Source organism: Massilia genomosp. 1 (genome assembly GCF_011682185.1).
Taxonomy (GTDB): domain Bacteria; phylum Pseudomonadota; class Gammaproteobacteria; order Burkholderiales; family Burkholderiaceae_D; genus Telluria_A; species Telluria_A rubra.
The window spans coordinates 1-12,392 of sequence record NZ_WHJF01000088.1 but is presented as its reverse complement, the minus strand read 5'-3'; the positions used below and the strand labels follow the sequence as shown (position 1 = coordinate 12,392).

Sequence of the window (12,392 nt, the reverse complement as noted above, 5' to 3'; positions counted from 1 at the left end):
TGGCGCATTCTCCGGTTGCCGGCCCGGCCGGCCTATTCAACAACACTGGTATGACATGAACGTAAGGTATCTGCGCTTGGCCGTCGTCGGGCTCAATATGCTGGCGGTGGCCATGATGGTGCCGGCTGGCGGCATGCAAGCGGTGTCCGATGCGTGGGAGTTCCTTTACGTATTCTCCTTGGTCGCACCGTCCATTGCCGTGCTGGTGTTTTACGCGTCCTACCGGATGCACCTGGCGCTGACGCTGCTGTCGATCCTGGCCTGCATCATCATGCCGGGCAGTGCGCGCGACAGCCCGGCAATGGGCCGGGGTAGTTTTCATGTATTGGTCGTCTATCCCGCTTGTTTGATGTGCGGGTTTATCCTGCTCGATAAGGCATGGCGCAGGATTACCTCCAGGCCGGATGCCGATCAATGGCGTTTGTAGTGTTGCCAAGGCGGTCGCCGGCTGCTGGAACATCGTGATCCTTGTCAGGACAAGCGCAGGCGCGCTGCCCGGGCATGTGGTCCACCTGCGCCAGTTCATCGAATGCGGGCCGCACCAGCCGGGCCGCAAGGGCCGCGCCATCGGCATTTACGTCGTCCCCGCCCCCACGCAAAACTGATTGCGTCCGGCCGCCTTGGCCTGGTACAGGGCCGCGTCGGCCTGGGTCGACAAGGCGCGCGCATCCGACGCTGCGCTGTTGGTCCAGGCGATGCCGATGCTGGTCGAGACCTGGCGCGCCATCTCGCCCACCGAAAACAGCGGCCGCATGGCCTCGACGATCTTGGTGCCGACGCTGGCGCATTCCTCGGGCGAGCGCACGCCCTCCAGGATGACGGTGAATTCGTCGCCCGCCAGGCGCGATACCGTGTCGGTCTTGCGCACGGTGCGCAGCAGGCGCCGGGCGAACTCGCGCAGCACCTCGTCGCCGCCGGCGTGGCCGAGCGTATCGTTGACCTGCTTGAAGCGGTCGATATCGAGGAACATCAAGGCCATGCCGCTGCGGTTGCGCACGCTGCGGCCCAGGGCCGCTTCCAGTTCGGCTTCATAGCTGCGCCGGTTCGGCAGGCCGGTCAGGGTGTCGGTGTGGGCCAGCGCCTTCAGGTTGGCCTCGTGCCGGCGCGCCGCCGTCACGTCGGTCGAGAGCAGGTAGGCGCCCAGCACCACGCCGTCGCGCAGGTGCGGAATGTACACCGAGTGCAGGATGCGGGTCTCCCCGCCGTGCTCGACTTCGAGTTCGAGTTGCACGGTGTGGCCTTCCAGGCAGCGCCGCAGCTGTTGTTCGCGCTGGCCGCAGAAGTGCGCGGGAAAGACTTCGCTGACGCTCTTGCCGACCATCGCGGCCGGATCGACGCCGTACCACTGCTTGTACATAGCGTTGGCGAAGCGGTAGCGCAGGTCGGTGTCGAGATAGGAAATGAGGGCTGGCAGGTTGTCGGTGACGGTGCGCAGGCGCTCTTCGCTGTCGCGCTGGCGGATTTCGCTGCGCTTCCTGGCGGTGATATCGAAGGCCATCGCATAAAACCCGTTCACCGAGCCGGCCGCGTCGATATCGGGAATGTAGGAGGCGTGATAATGCGAGCTGCGCCCCTCGACCGTGAGTTCATCTTCGAACGAGACGCGCTTGCCCTGCAGCGCCAGCTTCATGAACTGCTCGACTTTCTCGAACTCCGGCACGCTGTAGGCCTGGCGCACCGGCTGGCCGATCAATTGGGCTTTTTCGCGTCCGTAGAAGCGCAGCGCCAAGGTATTGAGGTAGGTGAAGTTGCCGGCCTTGTCGACCTGGCCGATCAACGCCGGCAGGTTTTCGGTAATCGCCCGCAGGCGCTGCTCGTTGATCTTGAGCTTGCGTTGCGAGTCGTTCAGCTCCGTGATGTCCTTCATCGTCACCACCGCACCCAAGGCTTCGCCGTTCGGGCCGCTCATGCGCCGTCCGCTGGCCAGCACGTAGCGCCGCGCGCGGTCCCTGGGGGCGATGACCATGGCGCTGTCCTTGATCGTCTCGCCTGCCAGTGCGCGCAGCAGGGGCACCTCGCGCTCTTCCAGCAGATGGGCGCCGTCGGCCGAGAACAGGCTGTAATGCGCGGCCCAGTCGCCGCTCGGCAGCGCCTGCGGCGGCAAGCCATGGAACTCGCGCGCGGCGCGGTTGAACAGGGTCAGTTCGCCGTCGGCCGAGCAGGCGACGACGCCGACATCGAGCGTCTCGAGCACCGTGTCGAGCAATTGTTGCTTCTGCTGCAAGGCGAGCTTGGCGCGGATGCGCTCGGACACATCGTGCAAAAATGCGCCGAAAAACAGTTCACCGCCGGCCTGGAAGGCGTTGATCGTCATCTCGACCATGATGTCGCCATGCTCGCGCGTGCGCGCCGGCATTTCGATGCGCGTGTTGATCACCTTGCCCACGCCGTGGCGGGCGTAGCGTTGCATGCCTGCGCGGTGCGCCTCGCGGTAGGCTTCGGGGATGATCAGGGTGGCCAGTTCCTGGCCCAGCGCTTCCTCGCGGGTCCAGCCGAAGGTGCGCTCGGCCGACGCATTCCAGTCCACCACCACGCCGCTTGCATCGGTGCTGACAAAGGCGCTGAAGGACGAGCCGACGATGGTGCGGATGCGCTCCTCGCTGGTGCGCAGGGTCGCTTCGGCGGCCAGGCGCTGGCCGATTTCGCGCTTGAGCGTGTCGTTGGCGTCGCGCAGGGAGCGGGTGCGCTGTTCGATGCGCTGTTCCAGCTCGCCATTGAGCGCATGCACGGCCTGTTCGGCGCATACGCGCGCGGCCACCAGCGCTCCCTTGTTCAGCTCATCCTCGACCAGGGCGGCGAAATCGCGCAGGACCTGGCGCGCCGCCTCGTCGAACTGGCGCGGCACGGTATCGATCACGCACAGGGTGCCGACCGCCTCGCCATCATGCGAGAACACGGGCTGGCCGGCGTAGAAGCGGATATCCGGGGCGCCGGTGACCAGCGGATTGGCGGCAAAGCGCGTATCTTGCAGCGCGTCTTCGACCACCAGCATGTCGCGCTGCGCCACCGCGTGGGTGCAAAACGAGATCGCGCGCGATGTTTCGGTCGCCGCCAGGCCAAGCCGCGATTTGAACCACTGGCGCTGCGCATCGACCAGCGAGACCAGCGCGATCGGCATCGCCAGCGTGGCGGCCGCCAGGCGGGTGAGGCGGTCGAAGCGTTCTTCCTGCGGCGTGTCGAGCACGCGCAGGGCGCACAGCGCGCGCACGCGCCTGGTATCGTCGAAATGAGGTGTTGCGATGGTCATGAGGCTTTCCGGTCGCCGGCGCCAGGCGTCGGTATTTTGCAACAGTGCAAAGGACCGGCGGGAGCGTGGCCGGGAAAAATGCTGGTACGAGGTGGACGCAAAGGCGCTTTTGGGACCTGTTCCTGCCGCAATAACGGCTGCGTTCACTATACCAAAATTCCTGTGCAGAATATATTTTCTTCCCAATGATATATTTTACTCAACCTTCGTATTGAGAATCATTTCCATTTGGAGTAAGATGCGGCCGTCTCCCCAGTCCCACGGGCGAGTTGAAAGCCAGTATGTTGCTTGCCCTAGCCTTGATCCTGACGCTGCTGTCCGCCGCGTGCTGCAATTTCAGCACGGCCAGGGCCGAACCACGCCTGCCGGCCTTGGCCGGCTCGGTGCTGTGCGCGGCGCCGCTGGTGCTGGCCGTGCTGGCGCTGGCCGCCCGCATGAGCACGTTTACCGCCATCCTGACCGTGCTGACGGTATGGATGATCGCCTTGCCGCTGGTCGGCCTGCTGCGCGCCTTGCATAAAGCGCGTGCGGGGAGCGCGCATGGCTAAGGACACCATCCGGCGCGACCGGGTTTTGCTGCACAACGGCCTGCTGGCCCTGGTGCTCGGCTATCCGCTGGCGATCGCCGCCAGCGGCGTGCTGCACCAGTTGATGCGCTTTCTCGGCGCCGGCCCGGTGGTCGGGCAATTGACGATGTGGGTGGTGTATCCGCTCTGGGTCGCGGTCATCGCGCTGGCGTTCCTGTTGCCCAGCAAGCGCGCCTGCTGGATCTGGCTGGCGCTGGCCAACGCGCTTGCCGCGATCGCCTGCTACCTCTTGATGCAAGCCGGCGGGAGCGCCGCATGAAGGCCGACATCGTGCGCACCTACAAAGTGGTGCATACCTGGGTCGGCATCCTCAGCGGCGTGATGCTGTTCATCGCGTTCTACGCCGGCGCCTTTACCATGTTCAAGCCCGAAATCGGGCGCTGGGCCGAAGCGCAGCCGGATGCCCAGCAGGGCGCCAGTTCGCCGCTCGACCCGCTGGCAAGCGCCTTTTTTGCCGCGCGCGACCCGGTCATCGGCAGCGCCGTGCTGGTGCTCGACCCTGAACGGCCCGGATACGGCCGCATGCGCTACTTTGATAAGCAGGGCGCGACCTGGCAGGTCACGCTGGACGCGGCCGGCCGCCTGCAAACGACGGCCGCGCAGACCGGCCCGGCCGGCCACTTCGTCGACGAGGTGCACCGCAACGGCGGCTTGCCGCTGGCCGGCGCCGTGGCCGAGCCGGTCATCGGCTTTGTGGCGCTGCTGTATGCGCTGGCGCTCATTTCCGGCGTGGTGATCTTGCTGCCCTCGCTGATCAAGGACTTGCTGCTGCTGCGCATCGGCGCCAATGTCAAACGCTTCTGGCTCGACGCCCACAACCTGATCGGCATCACCAGCCTGCCGTTCCACCTGGCCATTGCCCTGACCACGGCCGGGTTTTGCCTGCACGACTGGGTCTACGACACGCAGGACGCCACCATCGACGCCATCGGCAAGCCGGCCGCGGCGCAAGCGCGCGCCAAGGGCAAGCCCGGGCCGGATACCAGCGCGAACTGGGTGGCGCCGTCGCGCCTGCTGGCCAGCGCCCGCGTGCAGTCGCGTACCTTGACGCCCACCGAACTGACTTACCGTGGCCTGAACAGCCCCACACCGCAAGTGAATATGGGCGGCGAGGACTGGAGCGGCCACATGCGCGCCCCGCGCGCCGGCTTCATGAACTTCAATCCCGTCAGCGGCCAGCTCAACAAAGGCATCAGCCTGCTGCCGCACCAGCAAAACAATTGGGAAGCGAGCCTGTCCGCCATTTTCGCGCTGCACTTCGGCAGCTTCGGCGGCGTGCCGGTGCGCCTGGCCTACGTGGTGATGGGTTTGCTGGGCGCGATCCTGTTCTACACCGGCAACCTGCTGTGGATCGAATCGCGCCTGCGCAAGAACCGCCAGCTGGCCGCGCCGCTGCCGCAGCCGCGCCATGTGCGGGCGGTGGCCGCCCTGACGGTCGGCCTGTGCCTGGGCGCCGTCATCGGCTTGCCCCTGGGCCTGGTGGCGCTGCGCTGGCAGGCGGCGCTGGGGCTGGCCATGCCGGGCATCGGCCTGGCCGTCTTCAACGCCGCGCTCGCCATCGGGCTGCTGGCGGCGCTGGGGAAGGGCGCGGCCTGGGCCGCTTACCGGCTGAGCTTCGCCGCCGCCCTGGCGACCCTGCTGGTGCCGGCGACCAGCGTGCTTGCTTATGTCTTCCCCGGCCTGCCGGTCGGCAAACCGTATGCGGGCGATTACCTGTGGATCGACGGCCTGTCGCTGCTCGGCGGCGCCTTGCTGCTGTGGATGGCGGTGCGGGTGCGCCGGCGCGCGCGCTCGGGCGAACAGCAAAGCGTCTGGCGCGAGCTGGGCGCGGCCATGCCACCCCAGTCAACGAATTCGAACCAAAAAACTTCTCATCAAATGACATCTAACCAAATGGAGCAAATGTAATGCGAGTTGTCCCTGTGTGTGCTTTCCGTACCATTCCCCTGGCCTGCATGACCATGATCGCCACCCTGGCCCTGCCGGCCATGGCCCAGGCGCCTGTCGAGACGATGAAAGAAATCACCGTCAAGGCGGCCGCCGACACGGCCGACAGCCTGCCTGCGGCCGCGCCCGGCGGCAAAGTGGCCAAGGGCGCCCGCCTGGGCGTGCTCGGCAATGTGAGCGTGATGGATACGCCGTTCAACATCACCGGCTACACCGCGCAAACCATCGCCGACCAGCAAGCCCAGACCATCGGCGCCGTGCTCAAGAACGACCCGTCGGTGCGCACCACCACCAATGAAGGCCACATCGTCGAGAACTTCACGATCCGCGGCTTTGGCGTGAGCTCCGGCTCGATGGCGATCAATGGCGCCTACGGCCTGGCCCCGGAACAAAACACCCCGACCGAAATATTCGAGCGCGTCGAAGTGCTCAAGGGTCCCGGCGCGATGATGATGGGCCTGCCGCCTTCGGGCGACGTGGGCGGCGCCATCAACCTGGTGCCGAAACGCGCCGGCGCCACTCCGCTGACCCGCGTGACGACCTCGGTGTCGAGCAAGGCGAACGTGGGCGTGCATGCCGACGTGTCACGCCGCTTCGGCGACGACCAGGCGCTGGGCGTGCGCGTCAACGGCGTGCTGTCGGGCGGTAAAACCTGGCTGGACCACCAGACCCGCCGCCGCGAAATCGGCCACGTGGCCGTGGACTACCAGGGCAAGGGCTGGAACGTGGAAATGGACGCTTACTCGCTGACCAACAAGGTGCGCAAGGGTGCGCCGATGCAGCCGATCATCACCGGCTGGACCCACGTGCCGAAAGCGCCGCACGGCTCGACCAACTTTTTCTACGGCGAAGATGTGTACAGCAACACCGAAACCCAGGGCCTGATCGTGCGCGGCCAGCTTGAACTGGGCGCCGGCTGGAGCGCGTTTGCCTCGGCCGGCACGGCCAAGCACTCGTACGACGGCTTCATCTTCGGCACCCGTCCCGTGTTGCCGGTTTCGGGCGGCGACAGCGGCAAGGCCACCGGCACCGCCTACAATTCGTGGGGCGAGTACGAAACCACCACCGCCGAAATGGGCGTGCGCGGCCAGTTCAATACCGGCGCCATCGCCCACAAGGTGACCGTAGCGGCGAACGTGATGAATTACGAAGGCGGCGGACGCGGCAACGGCACGGCGCCGATCGTCAGCAACATCTACAACCCGACCCCGATCACCATGCCGGCCGGAAAGGACGGCTCGACCTACAACCCGGTCAACGATGATGTGCTGACGGCGCTGAGCGTGGTCGATTCGCTCTGGTTCGCCGACGGCAAGCTGCAATTGACGCTCGGCCTGCGCGCCCAGAAAGTCAATCAGAAACTGAGCAACTACGAAGAAACGGCGCTCACCCCGCTGGCCGGCGTGGTCTACAAGCCGTGGGGCGAGAATGTGTCGCTGTACGCCAACTACGTCGAAGGCCTGAGCGCCGGCACCACGGTCAAGGCGCCGTATGCGAACGAAGGCGAGACCTTCAAGCCGTACAAGTCGAAGCAGCTTGAGGCGGGCGTGAAGTGGAGCATGAATACGCTGACGCAAACCCTGAGCGTGTTCCAGATCAGCAAACCGGCGCTGATCGACACGAACAATCGCGTGGCGCCGGACGGCGAACAGCGCAACCGCGGCGTGGAATGGAATGTGTTCGGCAAGGCCGGCAACAACATCAGCCTGCTGGGCGGCGTGGCCTACACCAAGGCCGAGCAGACCAAGACCGCCAAGGGCCTCAACGAGGGCAAGGCGCAGTTCGGCGTGCCGCGTCTGACGGCCAATATCGGCGTCGATTACGCGCTGGCGGCGGTGCCGGGGCTGGAACTGAGCTCGCGCATCAATTACACGGGTTCGCAGTGGCTGGCGGCGGATAACAGCCTGAAGCTCGACTCGTGGACCACGCTCGACCTGGGCGCGAAGTATGCGACCCGTTTCGGCGCCATGCCGGTGGTGTTGCGCGCGTTTGTCACCAACGTGGCCGACAAGGAATATTTCGAGGGCGCGTGGGGAGCAGGGCGTTTGAACCTGGGCGCGCCGCGCGCGATCAGGCTGTCGGCGGCGTTTGATTTCTAAGCGCTGATGGTTGACCAGGCCCGCTTTTCAGCGGGCCTTTTTTTGCAGGTGGACCGGTTCGATGATTGATTTTCAGACGGTACGCAGTCAACTTGCCAAGGAAGTGATGGAATGCGTGCATGACGTGATCGACCTCGATCCGGCATCGGCGCATGACGGACGTGTCGATGCGGCCGGCGCCACGCGCTTGGGTTGGGTGGCAAGCACCTTCAACGACTTCGTGGCGTGCGTGGCGCAAGACGGCGACGATCTGCATCGCTACGGTTAAGCTGGCGCCCGGGAGCATCTTCTCGGCTGCCGCCGGGCACATGTTGATTATCCGAGAAAAGGAAATGTATGGGAATATTGACCGATGTCGTCATCGCGCGGCCGGATGAAGCGCAAGCCATCGGCCTGCCGGATTATCCGGCCGAGTCATGGACGACGCTCGACATGAAGGGCATCCTTTATGAAGACTTCGGGACGCTGTACGACGTCATTGCCGGCACACCATGCGATGGCGATCTGGAGCGGTTCCTGCCTTTCGTCGCCGGCGACAAGGACGACGGTCCGTGGGTGTTCCGGTTTGACGATGACATACTGAGCGCGCTCGCCGCCATTCCCGCAGGCGCGACCGAACAGGTGGCGGCGGCCTGGGCCGCCTCCGAAGGCTTGCAGATGGGGGACTGGTCGGTCGAGGACGCCAGCGCTGTGATCGTCGGCCTCGTCGATCTTGCGTGTCAGGCCAGGAAAAATGACCTGGCGATGTTTGTCTGGACGTCGCTGTAACGCCGCATTCGGCATCAGGGGAACGGTCATGCGACTGGTCTATGAATCCGATGGGAAGAAAACTTCCTGGTGGACCCCTGGTAAGACCGTGTCTCATCCATGCGTCTTTACGAAAGCGTCGCCGTTTGTCCGCGGCGCCATCCCCGTCGTAGAATCGCTTGCTCATCGGCAGCGCTACCCGCGCCGCCGGAACCGTCAACCCCTTCTCTACAGAGACTCATGCACCCACTCCGCGCCACCGTCCTGGCCGCCATCCTGGCCTCCTTCGCCTCCAGCGCAAGCGCCGCCGACGACCCCGCCACCGAGAAGAAAAATGGGATGTCAACCATCCCCCCGGCCCGGCCGGCACCGTCAGGATCGACACCGCCACCGGCACCTGGATGAGCGTCGACGTCAGCCCGGACGGCCAGCAGATCGTGTTCGACCTGCTGGGCGACCTGTACCTGCTGCCGATTGCCGGCGGTGAAGCCAAGGCGCTGACCCACTCGATGGCCTGGGAAATGCAGGCGCGCTTTTCGCCCGACGGCAAGCAACTGGCCTATATGTCGGACGCGGCCGGCGGCGACACCATCTGGACCATGAATGTGGATGGCAGCGGCGCGCGCGAAGTAAGCAAGGAAAAGTTCCGCCTGCTGAACAACCCGGTGTGGCATCCGAACGGCAAGTTCATCGCCGCGCGCAAGCATTATTCCGGCACCCGCTCGCTCGGTTCCGGCGAAATCTGGATGTTCCACACCCAGGGCGGCGGGGTGCAGCTCAACGACAAGCCGAACTGGCAGAAGGACCTGGGCGAGCCGGCGTTTTCGCCGGACGGACGCTACGTCTACTACTCGCAGGACACCACCGGCGGCACGGTATTTGAGTACAACAAGAATTCCAACGCGCAGATTTACCAGATCTTCCGGCGCGACCTGAAAGAAGAAAAGACCAAGCCCTTCGTGAGCGGCCCGGGCGGCGCGGTGCGGCCGACCCCGTCGCCGGACGGCAAGTACCTGGCCTTCGTGCGGCGCGTGCGCAAGCAGTCGACCCTGTTTCTCAAAGACTTGAGCACTGGAATCGAAACGCCGGCCTGGAGCGGACTGGAACGCGACCTGCAGGAAGCCTGGGCCATCCACGGCGTGTATCCCGCGTTCAGCTGGATGCCGGGCAGCAAAGAAATCGTGGTCTGGGCCAAGGGCAAGATCTGGCGGGTCGATCCCTTCGCCAGGTCGGCCAGGGAGATCCCCTTCCACGTCAAGGACACGCGCGAGGTGCGCGAAGCGCTGCGTTTCCCGCACGCGGTCGCGCCGGACCAGTTCGACGTGCGCCAGCTGCGCTGGGTCAAGGTGGCGCCGCAAGGCAACAAGGTGGTCTACTCGGCGCTCGGCCACCTGTACTTGCGCGACTTGCCCAACGGCGACCCGCGCCGCTTGACGCGCCAGGGCGACCATTTCGAATACTTCCCCAAGTTTTCGCGCGACGGCCGGCGCATCGTATTCGCGACCTGGGATGATGCAAAACTCGGGTCGATCCGCACCATCGACCTTGACAGCGGCAAGGAAACCACGCTTACCAGCACGCCGGGCAAGTACACCGAGCCGGCCTTCTCGCCCGATGGCAAGGACGTGGTCTATGTCAAGGGCCAGGGGCGCTTCCTGCCCAGCCCGTGGCACGGGCTCGACACCGGCGTCTACCAGGTCGCCAGCGATGGCAAGGGCAAGCCGGTCTTGCTTACCGACGATGGTCGCGCGCCGCAGTACGGCGCCGACAGCAACCATGTGTATGTCACGCGCACGGCCAGCGCCAACGAAGTCGACAGCATGAGCTCGCTGGTGCGCATCCGCCTCGACAAGAACGAGGAACACGCCATCGTCAAGGGCGAGTTCGTCACCAATTTCAGCCTCTCGCCGGACGGCGCCTGGCTGGCCTACGGCGAGCGCTTCCATACCTGGGTGGCGCCGCTGCCGATGGCCGGCAAGGTCATCACCATCGGCGAAAAGACCGACGCCTTGCCGGTGCGCCAGCTCGACCTTGACGCCGGCGACTACCTGCACTGGTCGGGCGACAGCGCCGCGCTGCACTACTCGCTGGGCGAGCAGCTGTTCACGCGCGAGCTCAACAACGCCTTCGCACCTGGCGACCCGGCCCCCAACAAGGACAAGCTGCGATTGAGCGCGCTGGCGGCCCAGCCGGGCGTGAAAATCGGCTTTCGCGCCCAGTCGGCCTCGCCGCGCGCCACCGTGGTGATCGACGGCGCGCGCATCGTCACGATGAAAGGCGACGAAGTGGTCGAGAACGGGCGCATCGTCATTCGGGACAAGCGCATCGCCGCCATCGGCACGGCGGCCGACGTTGCCGTCCCAAGCGGCGCAACGCGCATCGACGCCCGGGAAAAAGCATCATCCCGGGGCTGGTCGACGCGCACTGGCACGGTACGATGGGCGAAGACGGCATCGTGCCGCAGCAAAGCTGGGTCGATTACGCCGGCCTGGCCTTCGGCGTGACCACGGTACACGATCCGTCCAACGAGACCGGCACCATCTTCACCCACAGCGAGCTGCAGCGCACCGGGCAGGTGGTCGGGCCGCGCATCTATTCGACCGGCACCATCCTGTACGGCGCCAAGGGCAACTTCGCCGCCCCGGTCGAGAGCCTGGACGACGCGCTCACGCACGTGCGGCGCCTGAAAGAGGGCGGGGCGATCAGCGTCAAGAGCTACAACCAGCCGCGCCGCGAGCAGCGCCAGCAAATCCTGGAAGCGGCGCGCCAGAGCGGCATGATGGTGGTGCCCGAAGGCGGTTCGCTGTTCCAGCACAATATGACGATGGTGGTGGACGGTCACACCGGCGTCGAGCATTCGATTCCGGTGGAAGACGCCTACGACGACGTCAAGCAGCTCTGGTCGCAGACCAGGGTCGGCTACACCCCGACCCTGGTGGTGTCGTACGGCGGCCTCGATGGCGAGCATTACTGGTACGCGCGTACCGATGTCTGGCGCCATCCGATCCTGTCGCGCTATGTGCCGCGCGCGGTGCTCGAGCCGCGCGCGATCCGCCGCGAGACCGCGCCGGAAGAAGACTTCAACGTGCATCGGGTGGCGTACACCGCCACGGCCTTGCAGCGGGTGGGCGTGCCGGTCAATATCGGCGCGCACGGCCAGCGCGAAGGGCTGGGCGCGCACTGGGAGATGTGGTCGCTGGTCCAGGGCGGCATGACGCCGCTCGAAGCGATCCGTTCGGCCACGCTCAACGGCGCGCGCTATCTGGGCCTGGACCAGGATGTCGGCTCGCTCGAAGTGGGCAAGCTGGCCGACCTGTCGATCATCGACGGCGACGTGCTCAAGGATATCCGTACCTCTGACCGCGTCACGCATGTGATGATCGGCGGGCGCGTGTACGAGACGGCGACCATGAACGAGGTCGGCGCCACGCCAAAAGCGCGCAAGCCGTTCTTCTTCGAAGGCCTTAACGGAGCCAGCGCGCCGGTGGAAACGGTCAGCCACAGCCACGGCGACGGCCGCTGAGCCTTGCAAGGCGCCGCTTATGGACGCGGGAAAACGACGTTCTGTCCACGTGCCTTGAACGCCCGGCCCCGTCCTGCCGTTTGCGGGGCGGGACGGCACGCCGGGTCATTAATTATGGTGATTAGCGCTGATCTTCAGCTAACCGACACCACGCTTCGGTTCGGTTGCCCGTGGCGACAGCAGCGTACAAGAGGCGCGTCAAGATGGTCGACAAATCGAAGCGCCGGTTAAATCGATACTGA

Annotated in this window: 11 protein-coding genes and 1 pseudogene; 10 read left to right on the top strand and 2 right to left on the bottom strand. The window is 65.5% G+C overall.

Going from position 1 to position 12,392, the window contains the following annotated elements:
- The first annotated feature begins 76 nt into the window (after window positions 1–76).
- Together F1735_RS25320 and F1735_RS25315 are read left to right on the top strand one after the other, a co-directional pair.
- Window positions 77–427, top strand: coding sequence for a hypothetical protein (locus tag F1735_RS25320; protein WP_167239509.1), 351 nt, complete (start codon window positions 77–79; stop codon window positions 425–427).
- Window positions 405–605, top strand: a complete 201-nt coding sequence (locus F1735_RS25315; protein WP_167239508.1) for a hypothetical protein — start codon at window positions 405–407, stop codon at window positions 603–605. Before F1735_RS25320 ends, F1735_RS25315 begins: the two co-directional genes overlap by 23 nt.
- On the opposite strand, the gene F1735_RS25310 is transcribed toward F1735_RS25315, so the two are convergent.
- Window positions 575–3,247 carry a sensor domain-containing diguanylate cyclase gene (locus F1735_RS25310; protein WP_167239507.1) on the bottom strand — a complete coding sequence of 891 codons (2,673 nt, stop codon included), beginning with the start codon at window positions 3,245–3,247 and terminating at the stop codon, window positions 575–577. The genes F1735_RS25315 and F1735_RS25310 overlap by 31 nt on opposite strands.
- Window positions 3,248–3,528: 281 nt before the next feature.
- Here F1735_RS25310 and F1735_RS25305 point away from each other — a divergent pair, with 281 nt between their 5' ends.
- From F1735_RS25305 to F1735_RS25270, 8 genes are all read left to right on the top strand, one after another.
- Window positions 3,529–3,795, top strand: coding sequence for a hypothetical protein (locus F1735_RS25305; RefSeq protein ID WP_167239506.1), 267 nt, complete (start codon window positions 3,529–3,531; stop codon window positions 3,793–3,795).
- A complete protein-coding gene (locus tag F1735_RS25300) occupies window positions 3,788–4,093 on the top strand; it encodes a hypothetical protein (protein WP_167239505.1) in 306 nt (101 codons plus the stop codon). The genes F1735_RS25305 and F1735_RS25300 overlap by 8 nt, the downstream gene beginning before the upstream one ends.
- Window positions 4,090–5,742 carry a PepSY-associated TM helix domain-containing protein gene (locus F1735_RS25295; protein ID WP_167239504.1) on the top strand — a complete coding sequence of 551 codons (1,653 nt, stop codon included), beginning with the start codon at window positions 4,090–4,092 and terminating at the stop codon, window positions 5,740–5,742. Before F1735_RS25300 ends, F1735_RS25295 begins: the two co-directional genes overlap by 4 nt.
- Entirely contained in the window at window positions 5,742–7,880 is a 2,139-nt protein-coding gene (locus tag F1735_RS25290) for a TonB-dependent receptor (RefSeq protein WP_167239503.1), read from the top strand. The genes F1735_RS25295 and F1735_RS25290 overlap by 1 nt, the downstream gene beginning before the upstream one ends.
- Window positions 7,881–7,941: 61 nt before the next feature.
- Window positions 7,942–8,148 (top strand): hypothetical protein, encoded by a 207-nt coding sequence (locus F1735_RS25285; RefSeq protein ID WP_167239502.1) that lies wholly within the window; start codon window positions 7,942–7,944, stop codon window positions 8,146–8,148.
- A gap of 68 nt (window positions 8,149–8,216) precedes the next feature.
- Entirely contained in the window at window positions 8,217–8,648 is a 432-nt protein-coding gene (locus tag F1735_RS25280; RefSeq protein ID WP_167239501.1) for a hypothetical protein, read from the top strand.
- A 380-nt stretch (window positions 8,649–9,028) separates the two neighbouring features.
- On the top strand, window positions 9,029–11,131 hold the full coding sequence (locus F1735_RS25275; RefSeq protein ID WP_167239500.1) for a PD40 domain-containing protein: 2,103 nt from the start codon (window positions 9,029–9,031) through the stop codon (window positions 11,129–11,131).
- Complete coding sequence (locus F1735_RS25270; RefSeq protein ID WP_167239499.1) at window positions 11,065–12,150, top strand: amidohydrolase family protein; 1,086 nt, start codon at window positions 11,065–11,067, stop codon at window positions 12,148–12,150. Before F1735_RS25275 ends, F1735_RS25270 begins: the two co-directional genes overlap by 67 nt.
- A 121-nt stretch (window positions 12,151–12,271) precedes the next feature.
- On the opposite strand, the pseudogene F1735_RS25265 reads toward F1735_RS25270, so the two are convergent.
- Window positions 12,272–12,392: pseudogene (locus F1735_RS25265) on the bottom strand (IS1595 family transposase); the annotation flags it as partial.

What these genes read in the sequence shown, in the direction of transcription:
- F1735_RS25280 (WP_167239501.1), top strand. Translation starts at nt 8,217, where the DNA reads ATGGGAATATTGACCGATGTCGTCATCGCGCGGCCGGATGAAGCGCAA.
- F1735_RS25300 (WP_167239505.1), top strand. Translation starts at nt 3,788, where the DNA reads ATGGCTAAGGACACCATCCGGCGCGACCGGGTTTTGCTGCACAACGGC.
- F1735_RS25275 (WP_167239500.1), top strand. Translation starts at nt 9,029, where the DNA reads ATGAGCGTCGACGTCAGCCCGGACGGCCAGCAGATCGTGTTCGACCTG.
- F1735_RS25270 (WP_167239499.1), top strand. Translation starts at nt 11,065, where the DNA reads ATGGGCGAAGACGGCATCGTGCCGCAGCAAAGCTGGGTCGATTACGCC.
- F1735_RS25305 (WP_167239506.1), top strand. Translation starts at nt 3,529, where the DNA reads ATGTTGCTTGCCCTAGCCTTGATCCTGACGCTGCTGTCCGCCGCGTGC.
- F1735_RS25310 (WP_167239507.1), bottom strand. Translation starts at nt 3,247, where the DNA reads ATGACCATCGCAACACCTCATTTCGACGATACCAGGCGCGTGCGCGCG.
- F1735_RS25290 (WP_167239503.1), top strand. Translation starts at nt 5,742, where the DNA reads ATGCGAGTTGTCCCTGTGTGTGCTTTCCGTACCATTCCCCTGGCCTGC.
- F1735_RS25295 (WP_167239504.1), top strand. Translation starts at nt 4,090, where the DNA reads ATGAAGGCCGACATCGTGCGCACCTACAAAGTGGTGCATACCTGGGTC.
- F1735_RS25285 (WP_167239502.1), top strand. Translation starts at nt 7,942, where the DNA reads ATGATTGATTTTCAGACGGTACGCAGTCAACTTGCCAAGGAAGTGATG.
- F1735_RS25315 (WP_167239508.1), top strand. Translation starts at nt 405, where the DNA reads ATGCCGATCAATGGCGTTTGTAGTGTTGCCAAGGCGGTCGCCGGCTGC.